The sequence below is a fragment of the Alteribacillus bidgolensis genome (assembly GCF_002886255.1).
Lineage (GTDB): Bacteria > Bacillota > Bacilli > Bacillales > Marinococcaceae > Alteribacillus > Alteribacillus bidgolensis.
The window spans coordinates 1-15,579 of the sequence record NZ_KZ614149.1; the positions used below are offsets into that span (position 1 = coordinate 1).

General features: G+C 37.6%; 16 protein-coding genes. 7 read left to right on the top strand and 9 right to left on the bottom strand.

Annotated features, from left to right (window positions below; all coding sequences use genetic code 11):
* From CEF16_RS00005 to CEF16_RS00025, 5 genes are all read right to left on the bottom strand, one after another.
* Positions 1 to 239: tripartite tricarboxylate transporter permease (locus CEF16_RS00005; protein ID WP_211295837.1), on the bottom strand; the 239-nt coding region annotated here is incomplete at its 3' end.
* 15 nt (positions 240 to 254) lie between these two features.
* Positions 255 to 713, bottom strand: coding sequence for a tripartite tricarboxylate transporter TctB family protein (locus CEF16_RS00010; RefSeq protein ID WP_091586015.1), 459 nt, complete (start codon positions 711 to 713; stop codon positions 255 to 257).
* Between the two features lie 104 nt (positions 714 to 817).
* Complete coding sequence (locus CEF16_RS00015) at positions 818 to 1,837, bottom strand: tripartite tricarboxylate transporter substrate binding protein (RefSeq protein WP_091586017.1); 1,020 nt, start codon at positions 1,835 to 1,837, stop codon at positions 818 to 820.
* Positions 1,838 to 2,075: 238 nt separating this feature from the next.
* Positions 2,076 to 2,780 (bottom strand): response regulator, encoded by a 705-nt coding sequence (locus tag CEF16_RS00020; protein ID WP_091586019.1) that lies wholly within the window; start codon positions 2,778 to 2,780, stop codon positions 2,076 to 2,078.
* A gap of 17 nt (positions 2,781 to 2,797) precedes the next feature.
* Positions 2,798 to 4,378: an ATP-binding protein gene (locus CEF16_RS00025; protein ID WP_091586021.1), complete on the bottom strand. Its 1,581-nt coding sequence runs from the start codon at positions 4,376 to 4,378 to the stop codon at positions 2,798 to 2,800.
* A gap of 196 nt (positions 4,379 to 4,574) precedes the next feature.
* Between CEF16_RS00025 and CEF16_RS00030 the strand changes: the two genes are divergently transcribed.
* The 4 genes from CEF16_RS00030 to CEF16_RS00045 all read left to right on the top strand — a co-directional run bounded on the left by CEF16_RS00030 (position 4,575) and on the right by CEF16_RS00045 (position 11,534).
* Positions 4,575 to 6,746 (top strand): DNA topoisomerase III, encoded by a 2,172-nt coding sequence (locus tag CEF16_RS00030; RefSeq protein ID WP_091586023.1) that lies wholly within the window; start codon positions 4,575 to 4,577, stop codon positions 6,744 to 6,746.
* Between the two features lie 212 nt (positions 6,747 to 6,958).
* Positions 6,959 to 8,401 (top strand): degradosome RNA helicase CshA, encoded by a 1,443-nt coding sequence (cshA, locus tag CEF16_RS00035; RefSeq protein WP_425427929.1) that lies wholly within the window; start codon positions 6,959 to 6,961, stop codon positions 8,399 to 8,401.
* Between the two features lie 256 nt (positions 8,402 to 8,657).
* Positions 8,658 to 10,550: an ABC-F family ATP-binding cassette domain-containing protein gene (locus tag CEF16_RS00040; RefSeq protein ID WP_091586025.1), complete on the top strand. Its 1,893-nt coding sequence runs from the start codon at positions 8,658 to 8,660 to the stop codon at positions 10,548 to 10,550.
* Positions 10,551 to 10,748: 198 nt separating this feature from the next.
* Positions 10,749 to 11,534 carry a TerC family protein gene (locus CEF16_RS00045; RefSeq protein WP_091586027.1) on the top strand — a complete coding sequence of 262 codons (786 nt, stop codon included), beginning with the start codon at positions 10,749 to 10,751 and terminating at the stop codon, positions 11,532 to 11,534.
* A gap of 132 nt (positions 11,535 to 11,666) precedes the next feature.
* Here CEF16_RS00045 and CEF16_RS00050 read toward each other — a convergent pair whose 3' ends face one another.
* A complete protein-coding gene (locus CEF16_RS00050) occupies positions 11,667 to 12,308 on the bottom strand; it encodes a superoxide dismutase family protein (RefSeq protein ID WP_170031408.1) in 642 nt (213 codons plus the stop codon).
* A 147-nt stretch (positions 12,309 to 12,455) separates the two neighbouring features.
* Here CEF16_RS00050 and CEF16_RS00055 point away from each other — a divergent pair, with 147 nt between their 5' ends.
* Positions 12,456 to 12,656 (top strand): hypothetical protein, encoded by a 201-nt coding sequence (locus tag CEF16_RS00055; protein ID WP_091586031.1) that lies wholly within the window; start codon positions 12,456 to 12,458, stop codon positions 12,654 to 12,656.
* A 133-nt stretch (positions 12,657 to 12,789) separates the two neighbouring features.
* Here the strand turns inward: CEF16_RS00055 and CEF16_RS25170 are convergent, their stop codons facing one another.
* Positions 12,790 to 12,996 carry an STAS domain-containing protein gene (locus tag CEF16_RS25170; RefSeq protein WP_091586033.1) on the bottom strand — a complete coding sequence of 69 codons (207 nt, stop codon included), beginning with the start codon at positions 12,994 to 12,996 and terminating at the stop codon, positions 12,790 to 12,792.
* Positions 12,950 to 13,537 (bottom strand): STAS domain-containing protein, encoded by a 588-nt coding sequence (locus CEF16_RS00065; protein ID WP_091586035.1) that lies wholly within the window; start codon positions 13,535 to 13,537, stop codon positions 12,950 to 12,952. Before CEF16_RS00065 ends, CEF16_RS25170 begins: the two co-directional genes overlap by 47 nt.
* A 230-nt stretch (positions 13,538 to 13,767) precedes the next feature.
* Here CEF16_RS00065 and CEF16_RS00070 point away from each other — a divergent pair, with 230 nt between their 5' ends.
* Positions 13,768 to 14,103: a winged helix-turn-helix transcriptional regulator gene (locus tag CEF16_RS00070; protein WP_281259128.1), complete on the top strand. Its 336-nt coding sequence runs from the start codon at positions 13,768 to 13,770 to the stop codon at positions 14,101 to 14,103.
* 47 nt (positions 14,104 to 14,150) lie between these two features.
* Here CEF16_RS00070 and CEF16_RS00075 read toward each other — a convergent pair whose 3' ends face one another.
* A complete protein-coding gene (locus CEF16_RS00075; protein ID WP_091586037.1) occupies positions 14,151 to 14,630 on the bottom strand; it encodes a hypothetical protein in 480 nt (159 codons plus the stop codon).
* Between the two features lie 234 nt (positions 14,631 to 14,864).
* Between CEF16_RS00075 and CEF16_RS00080 the strand changes: the two genes are divergently transcribed.
* On the top strand, positions 14,865 to 15,425 hold the full coding sequence (locus tag CEF16_RS00080; RefSeq protein WP_091586039.1) for a 3-dehydroquinate synthase II domain-containing protein: 561 nt from the start codon (positions 14,865 to 14,867) through the stop codon (positions 15,423 to 15,425).
* Positions 15,426 to 15,579: the final 154 nt, after the last annotated feature.

A 15,579-nucleotide genomic window follows, 5' to 3' on the forward strand; every position in this document is an offset into this window, starting at 1 on the left:
ATGGAAGAAGTTGATCCGCCAAATACAGCGCCGTAGTAGACTCCAGCCATTAAAACTAAAGCGACAGTTGGATCCATATTATAGGTTAATGGAATCATGATGGCAATGGCACTGATCGGGCCAAGGCCTGGCATCATTCCGATTAATGTACCAGCAAGAACGCCAAGAAAAACAAATAAAATCCCTTCTATACTAAAAGCTAGTTGAACTCCACTTAATATTCCCTCTATAGAACCCATACATATTCCTCCTTTCTAAAACGGAATAATTCCTGATGGTAAACTGATTCCAAGCAGCATCGTGAATACACTGTAAAGAAGAGCGGGAAATAGTATAGAAACAAGCAAATTTATACTGTGTTTGGTGTAGCCTAAAAAATATGAACAAAAAAAGATAAATAAAAAAGAAACGAGGATAAAACCTAATCGTTCTAAGAAGAATATATAAGCAAGAATCATTAAAACGACTCCAGCAATTTTTATCAAATCCGCTTTAGGAATATGGCGCTTCTTTTTATCCTCCTTTGTTTCCTGGTCAGGGATAAAGAACAAAAAAAGACTTAACGCAATGAGACCGAAACCCAAAATTTTAGGCATCGTTGAAGCATTTATGACGGAATTTGCAAAACTAGGAAGCTGATAGGCCAAATATAAATAAAAAATGGCAAGCGCGATCAGCAAGAGGCTGATTTTTCTGTTTACTGGCTTTAGCATTTGTCCAAACCTCCTTTACACCCGCATGATAAAGCAAGAGTATTTTTGTAAGAAAAAGTCGTGACCTAAAGAAGATCACGACTTCTGAAAGGTTATTTTCTGAATTACTCTTCTTCCATATTTACTTCATTAAGCAGTTCCTGCATGGATTCTTTTTCTTCTTCTAAAAATTCAGCGTATTCTTCGCTATCCATATACAATTCATTCCACGCATATTTATCACGCGTTTCATCCCACAGTTCAGAGTCGTTTAATTCTTTGAATTTCTCTTCATAATAAGTGATTTGCTCATCTGTCATGCCAGGAGGTCCAAAAAATCCTCTCCAGTTCACGAACGTTTCATCAATTCCTTGTTCTTTGGCTGTAGGAAAGTCTTCCACTACATCGCCCTCTAAACGCTCTTCAGCCGTGATGCCGAGCACTTTAATTTCGCCAGCCCGTACTTGTTCAACAGTTTCAGTTACACCAGTGGAATAAACATCTGCATTGCCGTTTAAAAGGTTAGTCATGGTACTTCCATCTTGAGCTGAAACATATTTTATGGATTGTGGGTCGACACCTGCTTCTTTTGCTATTTTTACAAATTGAATGTGGTCCATGCTTCCTGGGGAAGACTCACCAATAACAGTAATATCTTCTGGATTGTCTTTCATATCTTCAAACAAATCATTTAAATCCTCCCATGGAGCATCCTCACGAACAGCAAAAGCACCGTAATCAGAAATCATGTTTGCAATTGGTGTAAAATCTTCATGTCCGTATTCTGATTGACCATTTAAAGGAATTAATAGCAAAGGTGGTGATGCTACAAACAGGTGATGAGGGTTTTCAGCTTTGCCGGCAATGTAAGACCAGCCGACAGCCCCGCCGCCGCCTTCTTTATTAACAACACCGACTCCTTGATCCATAATCTCTTGTTCTTCAAAACCTTCTGCGGCCATTCGTGCTGTTGTATCCCAGCCGCCGCCTGCACCAGAAGGGGCAACGAATTCAAGCGATTGTTCTGGCTCCCAGCTTCCGTCTCCAGAGCTGCCCTCCGCATTTTCAGAATCTTCTCCGCCGCCGCAAGCGGCCAATGTGATACTAGTGAAAAGTGCCAGTGTTGGCAACCAAATATTTTTCATGTTGAGATCCCCCTTTTTTTGATTATTTTAAGTTTAAAAAAAATAATTAAATCTGTAACCGTTTTCAAAATAACCCGTATAAAAAAAATAAATATCTATTTTGTTCATTTTGTTCATCTATGGTAATAAATGTATATTTAAGAAATAAAAAATACCGTCCCATGATCAGGACGGATATATAATTAGGATTGTGTTTTCGTACAAAAACTCTAAGGCTTCATTAGGACTTGGCTGCAAACTAAGATTTTCTAATAAAATATCTTCTTTCTGGTCTGCCCACTATCCCATAAATTGGTTTAGCGTCTGCTTTGTTGGACGAAATCATATACTCAAGGTAGCGCCGTGCAGTCGTTCTAGATGCTCCAAGGTAATGCCCCATTTCTTCAGCTGTCATTCCTGCTGTTGCTTTTTCAAGTTCATTTGTTACCGTTTGCAATGTGAACGGATCTATTCCTTTAGGAAGGTCTTCTACTTTTTCTAATTCACTGCCAGCAGAAGGCTCTGGCTGGTGTCTGCGAATGGAGGTGAGCTGGTCGATATTTTCCTGAGTAACTTGTGTCGTTTCGTGTAACTGCTGATGAAATAATAAATAATCATGTAAGGTCTTTTCCAATCGTTCAAGAGAAACAGGCTTTATAATATAATCAAAAACACCGTATCGTAAGGAATGCTGCACGTGTTCTGTTTCTGTAGACGCAGAAATAATCAATACATCGACCTGGGGATGTTTTTCACGAATCGTTTTAAGTAATTGTGTCCCAAGTTCATCCGGCATATAAATATCAAGTAATAAAAGGTCGATAGAATGCTGTTCAAGCATGAGTAATGTATCTTTGGCATTTAATGCTTGATGGCTGCATTGAAAACCGTTTACGCGGTTAACGAGTTCTTGATGAATAGAAGCAATTCTAAAGTCATCTTCTGCTATAGCTGTTTGTATCAAAGAATCTCTCCTCCTTTTTATGAAGATGGCGTTTTAGGCAAGTATATAGAGAATATAGCACCACCTTCAGGCTGATTATCAAATTCAAGCATTCCCTCAAGGTCAGAAACAGTATCTCGAATAATTGCCAGTCCGTAGCCTCGTTTTATATTGCCTGGTTTGGTAGAATATCCCTTCTCCATTAAAGTTTCTACATCTGCAGACAGTCCTGGGCCATTATCGATGACCTCAAAAATAACATCATTTCCTATATCTGTGACGAAAAAGCTCACTTCAGGTTTTGGGCTATTCTTAGCTGCATCCAAAGCATTATCAATAACATTTCCTAATATAGAAATTATTTTCGTTTGTGATATATGTTCTGGTAATGGCTCCAATTGACTGTTGCTATCTACTTCAAACTTTATTTTCATCTCTGAAGCACGACCTGATTTGCCAGCAAGTACCGCTTGTACGGTAGTATCTTTAATTTGACTGAATAACACTGCTGTTTGTTTATCTTGATTCATCGTTTCTTCTTCTATTAATTGAATAGCTTCTTTTGTCTGTCCTAGATGAAGATATCCTGAAAGAGCATATAGTTTATTCGTATATTCGTGATTTTGAGAACGCAGGTCGTCTGAATATCTTTTAATATCAGAAAGTGTATTAGCCATTTCCATCATTTCTGTTTTATCCCGAAAAGTAGAAACAACGCCTGCTATTTCATTGTTATCATAAATGGGCTGTCGGTTAATAATAAATACTCTGCCCTTTAGTGACAGCTCTTGGTTGTATTCCGGCCGTCCGTGTTCTAATACCCGCTCCATAACAGAAGTAGGCAAGATTTCTTTTATAGCTCTGCCTTCAACTGGGTCGTGAAAATCAAGCATTTCTCTTGCGGAATGATTAATCATTGTTATATATCCGTCTTTATTAATGGCAATAATTCCTTCACGAATAGCAGAAAGAATTGCCTGGCGTTCTCGAAATAGACTAGCTATCTGATATGGTTCTAACCCGTACATATCTTTACGAATACTTTTTGAGAGCAATACAGCACCTAACGTACCTATTACAATGGCTGTTAAAGCTAAAAGTCCGAGTTTGAATAGACGCTCGAGGATGGTTGCTCGTAAATCTTCAATCAAAAAACCAACAGATACAACTCCTATGATGCTGCCATTTTCGTCTCGTATAGGAGTTTTTCCTCTTAGAGACGGGCCAAGTGTACCTTCTGCCCGTGAAACATAGGATTCTCCATTTAATAATGCGCGGTTATTATCCCCGCCGACCATTTCTTTCCCTATTTTCCAGTCATCAGGGTGAGCATAGCGGATACCGTTTTCATTTCCAATAACAACAAATTCGGCCCCGGATTGTTCTCGAATTCTTTCTGCATAAGGCTGTAAAATAGAAGGAGGGTTATCCGTTTGAAAAGCATCTCGAACAGTAGGTGCTCCTGCAACATAGGTAGCAGTGCTCAACGCTTTATCTCCTAAGGAGTCTTCTATATCCGTTGATTCCAAGTAGGCAAAGAAACCAGATAAAGTGATAGTAACAAAGATAATTAAGGCAAGAATGAGAAGAATAATCTTTGTCTGAATTGTAACATGCATTGCTTTGCTCCCCCTTTTTTCTAAGGTGTGAGAAATCGTCGGTTGATGAGACCTACGATAATGTTCTTTTCATAAATCGTCAAGTAGTGAAACCAGTGAAATAAAGGACAATAAAGATATGCTAAGATGTGAGAAGAGGAGAAATTAAATCATGCAAATCAACCTGTGATAACTAACAGAGAAAGGGTTTTTACATATGAGTAAATCAGTCATTCTTGCAGAAAAGCCTTCGGTTGGAAAAGATATAGCTAATGTACTGGGCTGCAGTAAACAGGGGAACGGATACATGGAAGGAAGCTCTTATATCGTCACATGGGCGTTTGGGCATCTTGTCACACTTGCTGAACCAGAAGCATATGACCAGCAGTACAAAACGTGGAAGTTAGACGATCTTCCGATGCTGCCTTCTAAGTTAAAACTTTCCGTTATTAAAAAATCAGGCAAGCAGTTTAACACTGTTAAATCCCAGCTTCATCGTAAAGATGTAAAAGATGTAATTATTGCAACTGATGCCGGCAGAGAAGGAGAGCTTGTGGCTCGGTGGATTATTGATAAAGCATCAGTTAAAAAGCCGATAAAACGTTTATGGATTTCATCTGTTACGGATCAGGCTATAAAAAAAGGTTTTAAGGAATTGAAGGATGGAAGAATGTTTAATAATTTATATCAAGCGGCTCAAGCTAGATCAGAAGCAGACTGGTATGTCGGCATGAATGCCACCAGGGCACTGACGACAAAGTTTAATGCATCCTTATCGTGCGGACGTGTGCAAACACCAACCTTGGCAATGGTACAGCAAAGAGAAAATGAAATAGCTCAGTTTAAGCCGATTTCGTTTCAACGGATATATGCTGTAACGGAAAATGGGGTAACATTTTGGTGGAAAAATCAAAAAAGTGAGGACACAAGAATTTTTTCTAATAAAAAAGCAGATAAGGTATTAAGAAATATTAAGAATGCTCCAATAACAATAAAATCAGTCCAGAAGAAGAAAAAAACGGATGCTCCTCTGCAGTTGTTTGATTTAACCGAACTGCAAAGAGAAGCGAATGGACGTTACGGTTTTTCAGCTAAAGAAACGCTTAATACGCTGCAGCGATTATATGAAACCCATAAAGTACTCACATATCCGCGGACAGACTCGCGTTATCTTTCTTCTGATATTAAGAGTACACTGGTGGAACGTTTAAAAGCTTGTGATGTGCAAGGGTATGCCAAACAGATTTTAAAAATTAAAAAACACGGCTGGTCGCTAAATAAATTAATGATCAATGATAAAAAAGTAACTGATCATCATGCGATTATTCCTACAGAAGACCCCCCTCGTTTTTCTAATATGTCTGATAAAGAAAAGAAGATTTATGATCTAGTTATTAAAAGGTTTTTGGCAGCTTTTTATCCACCTGCCCAATATGAACAAACCGAAATCGAAGGAGTCATAAACGAAGAAATTTTTATTACTAAGGGTAAAAGAGTGCTAAACGAAGGTTGGAAAGAAATTTACAAATCAGATGGAGCGGAAAAAGAAGAAAAACTGCCTCTTTTTAACGAAAAAGAAAAATATAAGCTTATAAAAACAGCTAGAGAGACAGGAGAAACGAAACCGCCTTCGCTTTTTAATGAAGCTTCCCTATTATCGGCAATGGAAAATCCATCTCGGTTCATGGCTAAAGAAGATAAAAAGCTGCTAAATACGATTAAAATGAAGGGCGGTATTGGAACGGTTGCGACAAGAGCGGATATCATTGAAAAATTGTTGAGCAGCTATTTGATTGAAAAAAGCGGAAAAAACCTTAAAATTACTTCTAAGGGGAGACAATTATTAGAGCTTGTCCCAGAGGAATTAAAATCTCCAACATTAACAGCGGAATGGGAGCAGCGTTTAGAAAACATAGAGAAGGGAAAGCTCACTAAACAATCGTTTATAGAAGAGATGAAAACCTATGCTAATGAAGTGGTTCAAAGTATAAAACAAAGTTCTAAATCTTTTAAACATGATAATATGACGGGAACTCCTTGTCCGCAGTGCGGAAAGCTTCTTCTTGAAATAAATGGAAAACGAGGGAAAATGAAAGTATGTAAAGACAGAGCATGCGGCTATAAGAAAAATATTTCGAAGATAACGAATGCACGGTGTCCTCAATGCAAAAAGAAAATGGAACTGCGTGGAGAAGGGGAAGGACAGATATTTGTCTGCCGCTGCAACTATAAAGAAAAAGTGTCTTCATTTAATAAAAGAAGAAAACAAGAAAAAAACAGTAAAGCAACGAAACAGGATGTAAAAAAGTATTTAAAACAACAAAACGACGAAGATTTGAAAAACCCTGCATTGGCTGAGGCTTTAAAGAAACTTCAAAAGAAGAAATAAAGTTTTTAGTAGCAAAAGTTGTTCTTTAAAACAATTTGTGGTAAAGTTAAAAAGTTGTGTTAAAGATTGATGGTAAGTACATGAAGTAAAATATATCCAAAATGGGCTGTATCCCGTTAAGGAATCGCGGGATGCAGTTTTTTTAATGCGTTTGTTGGGAATAAATAAACCAAATAGTGAAGAGTTTAATAATAAAAAGGAGTTATATTATATTGACATTGTTTACAGAATTACAGATGGATGAACAGATTTTGCAAGCCGTAAATAATATGGGATTTGAGGAAGCTACTCCAATTCAGGCAGAGGTTATTCCAAAGGTAAAAAAAGGGCTGGATATTATTGGGCAGGCCCAAACCGGAACCGGGAAAACAGCAGCTTTTGGAATTCCTTTGATTGAGCAGATGGACCAAGAAGCACATCCTCAAGGGCTGGTCCTTGCTCCGACACGCGAACTTGCGATTCAAGTGTCAGAAGAGTTAAATCGTCTTGGCCGTTTTAAAGGTGTGCAGGCGCTTGCTATTTATGGCGGCCAGGAAATAAGCCGGCAAATTAAAGCATTAAAACGCCACCCGCAAATTATTGTAGCGACACCTGGACGATTTATGGATCATATGAGAAGAAGAACCATTCGCCCAAAATATATGAAAATGGTAGTTCTTGATGAAGCAGATGAAATGCTTAGTATGGGCTTTGTGGAAGATATCGAAACGATTTTAAGTGAAATTCCTGAAGAAAGGCAGACATTATTATTTTCTGCTACCATGCCAAAACGGCTTCAATCTGTAACAACGAAGTTTATGGACAATCCTGAAGTAGTTAAAGTTAAAAGTAAAGGCCTGACCGTATCGAATATTGAGCAGCGGTTCATTGAAGTTCCCGAAAAACAAAAGTTTGATACGCTGTGCCATTTACTAGACATTACTCCGCCTGAGCTTGCCATCGTCTTTGGACGTACAAAGCGCCGGGTAGATGAACTATCTGAAGCCTTAACGCGCAGAGGATATGCAGCAGAAGGTATACATGGGGATCTTAAACAATCTCAGCGAGACAAAGTGCTTCGCAAGTTTAAACAAGGCACGATTGACATTTTAGTTGCAACTGATGTTGCCGCTCGGGGGCTTGATGTCAGCGGTGTTACCCATGTCTACAACTTTGACTTGCCGCAGGACCCTGAAAGTTATGTGCACCGAATTGGAAGAACCGGCCGGGCAGGTAAAGAAGGCATTGCCTATAGTTTTTCAACCCCTAAAGAAATCAGTCATTTAAAATTTATTGAAGAAACGACGAAAAAGAAAATGATCCGCCAGGACATTCCTACGTATGCTGAAGCAATGCATGGACGTTACCAGCAGGTTGTTAATAAACTGTTAGAAACAGTTAAAAATGAAGATACGGAAGACTTAGAGAGCACAGCAAAAACATTGCTAAGCGGCCATGATCCTGTCACACTGGTGGCCGCTGCTTTGAAAATGAACACGAACGAACCTGACAATGTAGAAATCAAATTGACAGAGGAAGCATCACTGCGGCCTAAGAAAGAACGAGGCAATCGAAAAAAAGGATTTAAGAAAAACCATCGTGGAAAGAAAAAGCCGTACAAACAATCACGTTCTCGCAACGACGGATCTTCAAGAAAAAGAAAGAAAACCGTTTAAATGAAGATATAAAAAACCGCCTGAAATAGGGCGGTTTTTTGTACTTAAGTAGTAAAGGTCGCACTTGTGACTGAGGGTGAATGGAGTATATTCCAATTTCGTTGCCCAAAACTGACTTGTAAGGTTAACAAACAAATAAAGATATTAGGAGCCTCTGCCAGAACGACTTGAAGACAAGCCAAGATCTTTAATGTTTACTCATGTTATGATAGAAGGTATGGAATTCCCTGATAAACGAAAAAAAGGGGGAAACAATGTGAGTTTATTGAGGGCAGAACAAATATATAAAACGTATGGAGATAAAGAATTATTTAATCATATATCTTTTGTCATTGAAGATCATGACAGGATTGGATTAATTGGTGTAAATGGGACAGGAAAATCGACACTATTAAAAATACTGGCTAATGAAGACAGTGCAGAAAGAGGAAAATTGTTTCACTCCAATGATATGCATATAGAATACCTTCCGCAAGCACCAGAGTTAGATGAAGATCTTACTGTCTTAGATCAAATTTATTATGGTGATTCAGCTATTATGAGAACGATGCGCAGCTATGAAAAAACACTCAGAGAACTCGAGCAAAACCCTGAGAACAGGAAACTTCAAGAAAAATTGCTTCAAGCACAACAGCAAATGGATGAAAATGAAGCATGGGCAGCTAATACATCTGCAAAACAAGTACTTACACGTCTTGGAATTACTGGTTTCTCTAAAAAAGTAAAGGAGCTTTCAGGAGGGCAAAAAAAGCGTACTGCTATAGCGAAAGCTCTTATTCAGCCAGCTGATTTGCTCATTCTTGATGAACCTACAAACCACCTTGATAATGAATCGATTGAATGGCTAGAAAGTTACTTATCCTCCTATCATGGAGCACTAATGGTTGTCACTCATGATAGGTATTTTTTAAACAGAGTGACCAATCGTATTTATGAATTAGATCAAGGTCATTTATACACGTATGAAGGAAATTATGAACTGTTTTTAGAAAAGAAAGCGGAGCGGGAAGCAATAGAAGAACAAAATGAAACAAAAAGAAAAAATATTTTACGCTCAGAACTTGAGTGGCTTAGAAGGGGGCCAAAAGCAAGAGGGACAAAACAAAAAGCTCGGGTGCAGCGCGTAGAGAATTTAAAAGAACAAAAAGGTCCTGCCAAAAAACACGATGTTGATTTTGCTATCGGTTCTGCACGGTTGGGGAAAAAGGTATTAGAAGCAGAGAATCTGTCTAAATCCTGTGACGGCAAGAACCTTTTTTCTTCTTTTTCCTATTTGGTTACTCCAAGGGAAAGACTAGGTATTATAGGTCCTAATGGAAGCGGTAAAACCACTTTATTAAATATATTGGCGGGTAAAACGGAAGCAGATAAGGGGCATATTGAAATTGGCTCTACTGTGCGTATTGGTTATTATTCTCAAGAACATGAGGATTTAAATGAAAATAAGCGAGTTATAGAATATATTAGAGATATAGCAGAAGTGGTTCAAACAGTAAATGGTCAAGAAATAACGGCAGAACAGATGTTAGAACGTTTTTTGTTTGCTCGTCCTATGCAATGGAATTACATTCACCGTTTATCAGGGGGAGAACGACGCAGGTTGTATTTACTTGGTGTGCTTATGAAAGAACCTAATGTGTTATTTTTAGATGAGCCAACAAATGATCTTGATACTCAAACGTTAAGTGTTTTAGAAAATTATCTAGAACATTTTCCTGGAGTTGTGATTACGGTTTCCCACGACCGTTACTTTTTGGATCGTGTCGTTGAGTCCCTGCTGGTATTTACTTCAAACGATAAGGTAGAGCGTTTTCAAGGGAATTATTCTCAGTATTTAGAAACAATAAAACAAAAGCAACCCCCAAAGGCGAAAACAGAAAATCAAACAACAAAACAGAAACCGCAGCGTTCGCGCAAGAAGCTCTCCTACAAAGAACAACAGGAATGGAATGGTTTGGAAGACCGAATTGCTGAATTAGAAGAGAAGAAAGCAGAAACAGAAACTCAAATTGCACAAGCTGGAAGTGATTTTGAGAAAGTTCAGGAGTTAATGGAAGAACAAAATTTAGTAGAAGAACAGTTAGACGAAGCTATGGAAAGATGGACAGAATTATCTTTGCTAATTGAAGAAATACATGCTGAGAATTAGAGTACATGTAAAAGCTATGCCTAATACGGAAATTAACAGGAAAGATATTGGGGCTGCTATTAAAAATTCCTCTCGTTTGCTTTATAGCGATGTTTTAGCAAACAATAGCAAGAAGGGAATAGAATAATTGGGTCAAGGAGTATAACAATAAAGGCGATATGGGTAAAATAAGCGAACTAAAAAATGAGGGAGATTAATATGGACGTTAGTTTGCTTCTGGAATATGGATGGGTTTTATTCGTTCTTATTTTACTCGAAGGTATTCTTGCAGCCGATAACGCTTTAGTTTTGGCAATTATGGTGAAAAATCTGCCTGAAAAGCAGAGAAAGAAAGCATTATTTTACGGGCTGGCTGGAGCTTTTGTGTTTCGCTTTGCATCATTATTTGCTATTTCTTTTTTGATTGATGTTTGGCAGGTACAGGCTATAGGTGCCCTTTATTTACTCTTTATGTCCGGAAATCATATCGTTCGTAAAGTTTGGCTGAAGAAAGAAGAAACACCTGATGAAAAAGCAAAGAAAAAGAAGATAACTACGGGAAGCTTTTGGGGAACTGTTTTAAAAGTTGAAGTGGCTGATATAGCTTTTGCCGTAGATTCGATTTTAGCAGCTGTTGCTCTTGCAGTAACACTGCCTAACACACCTCTTCCGACAATTGGGGGACTTGATGGCGGGAAATTTATTGTTATATTGTCAGGAGGACTAATTGGAGTAATCATCATGCGTTTTGCAGCCACTTTTTTCGTGAAACTGCTGAAAAAACGCCCTGGTCTTGAAATTGCAGCTTTTATTATAGTTGGATGGGTTGGAATAAAACTTTCCATTTATACATTGTCACATCCTGCATTAGGTGTACTGCCAGAAGAGTTTGCGGAATCAACCCCCTGGAAAATAACCTTTTATGTAGTTTTGGTTCTTATTGCCTTAGGAGGCTGGTTCCTATCTAAAGAAAAATCCGTAGAAGAAAATGAAAATCCTATATAAAAAGAAGCCGAAACAAGTAAACACAAACGTGCTTATTGTTTCGGCTTCTTTAATACAAGCGTATTGTAAACAATAGTCTAGTCCAGCAAAAACAGAATGCGGATGTTAACATGTGTAGAGGGCTCACTTTGTCTAATTAGAAATTTTTGTAACGCCGCAAGCTATTCTATCTCCAGAATCCCCAGTTTTTAATGTCTCCTCATCAGGACCGCTTTTGTTGCTTAATTCTGAGGTGTAGCGATCAGGAATGTTTGCAAAATTATTTGCGTCGGAATGTACAATAACAGCTCGGCTTTCATTAGCTAACTGTTGAGGGCTGAAACGATCCAATGCAGTCAATAAATAGGCAGAACCGTCTTCTAAACCATATAAGCTCGGCATGTCGCCAGCGTGACTTCCATGGACGGAGTTATCGGGATTATAGTGCTCGCCAGCCGTAGTGAAAGGTCCGTCAGCTGCTTGAGGGTCACATAGCCCCGTTTCATGGATGTGAAAACCATGAAATCCGTGTGGAATTCCATTCTCAAAAAAAGCTTCAACTAACACAGCTTTATCTTTTTCGTAAAAACGAACGGTGCCGATTGATTCTCCTTCTGTATTTTGCATGTTTGCTTCTGCTATACTCTTCTCTGATGAATGAACCACATCTGCAAGTACTTCTTCAGCAGGTATAGATTGATTATTTACCGAATCATCTTCTCTAGGAGATGACTGGTTGTTACACCCGCTTATAAATAATGCAGTCACCCCAATCAACATAAAGATTTTTTTCATGCAACTACCTCCTTTCTTCCTACTTTCTCCAAACCAAAAAATTTTCATAATAAAAAGTTGGTGTTTTTTACAAAAAAAAGCTGAAGAAAAGAAGAGCATCCGTTATAATCAAAGGTAAGAACCTTAAAAAATGCAAGGTGATATAATTTGGCAAATATATTGAAAGTTCTAACGGGAATCTGGTTTATTATATTGATGGTACAAGTCCTATCTGCATACGGAAGGTACATAGCTGAAGTACCTGACTATTTATTAATCATTTTCCTCATTTTATTTTCTGGAGTTATTATTCGTGAGTTTAAAAAAGGAATAGTACGGGAACTGGAACAAAATTCATCAGGTCAATAGAAAAGCAGAGCTTCTAGAAGAAAGAAGCTCTGCTTTTATTAATGCTTTGTTTCAATTGTTTTTAATCCGGCTGATTCTAACGCTTGCTGTAAGTTACTTTATATCGAAAGTGAGGTTAGGTCAATTCCCAGATTTACGATTGAAATAGCTGTTGCCGGGTTAAACCAGTTATAATGACTTTTACCCCCATCATTTTTAATGAGTTAATAATTTTAATTAAATAACTGGTTACGTAGGTGTCAATATAATGAACACCGGAAAGATCAAAGATAAGATAGCGGAACTGTTTATTTTTACTTTCGAAGAGTCTTTTCCATGATTTCATGAGCTTGATTGTCATCAATAAAGCCAATAAGAGGACACTTACCAACTTTATCAATTAGTTTAATGACAGGAACAGATATCTCATTTATTTTGTCTTTTAAACTGTCTGCTCTTTGCCGTATCGTATAAAAGAAAAGAGACATATATTTTTGAGCGATGCGGTGAATATACGGTTCTATGATGGCATGCATTTCTCTTAAATCAAAAATGGTTAGTCCCTTATTTTCGCTGTCTTCCATAATATATTGCCATAACGCTGAACTCAAATAGGGAATGGCAGAGAGGATAACAGTATGAAATTCTTCTGCATCCGCCTCGGGGATTTTTTCAGCAGTTTCTAGCTGCAAGTTTTCCGAGTGAAATTCTTGTTGGTTATTCAAAAGATGGGTACTGACTAATTGAACAAATTCTGAAAACAGCTCCTTAGCTCTTGTATTATAATGATTTAAAACCGTTGAATCACTTTCTTGAGAGTGTAATGCTTTAATAGCAATTATCTCTTTGTTATCTGCTATTTCTTTTGCCACACTCAGAATAATAGGCAACATGTTCTTCATAGGTTTATCCTCCTAAAAAACGGCTATTTAAATACTAACTGTGATTATCACACTTGATGAAAAGCCGTGTAGTAGTATATTTTTTTTATACTTTAGGAACGTTTTGTTAAAGGATCAAAGTATGAGCAAAACTGCGACATCCGCCAATTGGACTTTGCTGTAAGCCGAGTTTTTCTTATACTTTTGGGAAGTGAGGAGGGGACGCATTAAAAGAACAAACATGGAAGCATGTGAAACTGACATTAGATGTGGTATGTGGAAAGTGGAAGGCTATTATTTTAATGGAGCTGTTTGGGAGGACTCTTCGCTTTGGGGAGATTAAGAAAAGAATACCTGATATTAATCATCAGACATTAATAAAGCAGTTAAAAGAACTAGAAAACGATGAATTGATCACTAGGAAGTCTTATCCTGTTGTTCCTCCAAAGGTGGAATATTCATTAACTGAGTATGGAAAATCTATTGATGAACTATTATACTTAATGGAAGAATGGGGAAGACAACATTTCTCTAGAATGCAAAATAGAATAGAGACGAACGAAGAAAAACCGAAAGAAAAAGCGTAATTATTACATGGGAAAAAGGGTCTCTTTTAAGGAATGAATACCTTTCCTTAAGAGGACTCTTCTTCTTTCAAATAAACATATATTTGTTTTAATTTTTTTTCTAATTCATTTGCAGATTCGCTAGAGAACGCTTTACCAATCATATCACCAGTTTGTCTTCGTTCTTTATCATCCATTTGTTTGATAGAATAAGGCTGGTCTGAAAAGATATAACTTTCCCATTGTTTTATTTCGTTGTGTATAATTTTTGCTTTCACCGATGCATCAGATGTATTTTCTGACAGAGTAAGCATGTTATCAAGCAATTGTTGGGCTTTCATTAAATGGAAGTCAGCCGAAAAATCTTCTTCCTTTTCAAAGGTGCTGAATTTTATGGCAGCAGCCAGGTCATATCCCATTTGAATAAGGGCTCTATCAATTTTTTCAGTCCCCACACTTTGGCTGGACTGATAGTAAATATTAACTCCCATTACTATATTGGCAATAAGAGATAGGGAAAGTAAAATATGTATGATACTGTGTCTCATGGCTGCCTCCTTTTGCTGGGTAATACAAAATGTTAAGCCTGCAGGTGTTTTTTTCCTTTTTATAGTTAAGACCAACATGCATCTAAAGCTGGACTAACGGAAAAATGAATATGATTTAAGCTCCAAACTCTTATTATGACTGGAAGGACTTTGCGGGAAGTCAAGTTTTTCTATTAGTATGACGTATGAGTAGATAGAAAAGTTTCATAATAATTTGAAGAGGAGGCAGAAAAAATGGCAGCAGATAATAGGAAAGACGTATCCTTAACTCATGGAGTTGTTACAAAAATCAAACCAGCTGGACTAGGTACAAGAGTCTGCATCGATTGTGCAGATCTTTTAACCCCGACAGAAGGAGTATTGGTTGGAAACACTGGTTATGGTTATATGCTTGTGTTATCTGAAAATCGTTCTACCGATACATATCCGCCAAGACCGTTTCGGATTAATGCCGGAGGACTTCACCAATATTTGTTTCAAGATGATCAAACTGTTTATTTGTCTGAGCTAAGAGGCGGGAATTCTTTATATATATATAATGGTTCAGAACAAAAGGAAGTACCAGTAGGCAGAGTAAAAATGGAAAAAAGAGAATTAGTTCGGGTGGAATTAGAGACAGAAGGCACGCATATTTCTGCTACTTTGCAATACGCTGATAGTGTATCTCTCTTAAATAAAAATCATGAAGTTGTTTCCGTCAAAGATCTAAAGGAAGGTGACAAGATATTTTGCTGTATAGATGAACCAGGGAGGCACTTAGGGAAAAAAATCAATGAAGAAATAAATGAATACTAATGCCAACTGACAGAGGGGTGTATTTTGTTAACTGGCAGACAGAAAAGGGATTCTGTTTGCCAGCTTTTATATGTTAATATTAAAAAGCGTTTATAGATTGCTCGTTGATTGCTAGAAAAATATTATTTATAGAAGTGTGGTGTTCTGGGTAAGC

Excerpts from the sequence above, each read along its gene's own strand:
- CEF16_RS00010 (WP_091586015.1), bottom strand. The coding sequence starts at position 713 with ATGCTAAAGCCAGTAAACAGAAAAATCAGCCTCTTGCTGATCGCGCTT.
- CEF16_RS00015 (WP_091586017.1), bottom strand. The coding sequence starts at position 1,837 with ATGAAAAATATTTGGTTGCCAACACTGGCACTTTTCACTAGTATCACA.
- CEF16_RS00025 (WP_091586021.1), bottom strand. The coding sequence starts at position 4,378 with ATGCATGTTACAATTCAGACAAAGATTATTCTTCTCATTCTTGCCTTA.
- CEF16_RS00030 (WP_091586023.1), top strand. The coding sequence starts at position 4,575 with ATGAGTAAATCAGTCATTCTTGCAGAAAAGCCTTCGGTTGGAAAAGAT.
- CEF16_RS00045 (WP_091586027.1), top strand. The coding sequence starts at position 10,749 with ATGGACGTTAGTTTGCTTCTGGAATATGGATGGGTTTTATTCGTTCTT.
- CEF16_RS00050 (WP_170031408.1), bottom strand. The coding sequence starts at position 12,308 with ATGAAAAAAATCTTTATGTTGATTGGGGTGACTGCATTATTTATAAGC.
- CEF16_RS25170 (WP_091586033.1), bottom strand. The coding sequence starts at position 12,996 with ATGACAATCAAGCTCATGAAATCATGGAAAAGACTCTTCGAAAGTAAA.
- CEF16_RS00065 (WP_091586035.1), bottom strand. The coding sequence starts at position 13,537 with ATGAAGAACATGTTGCCTATTATTCTGAGTGTGGCAAAAGAAATAGCA.
- CEF16_RS00075 (WP_091586037.1), bottom strand. The coding sequence starts at position 14,630 with ATGAGACACAGTATCATACATATTTTACTTTCCCTATCTCTTATTGCC.
- CEF16_RS00080 (WP_091586039.1), top strand. The coding sequence starts at position 14,865 with ATGGCAGCAGATAATAGGAAAGACGTATCCTTAACTCATGGAGTTGTT.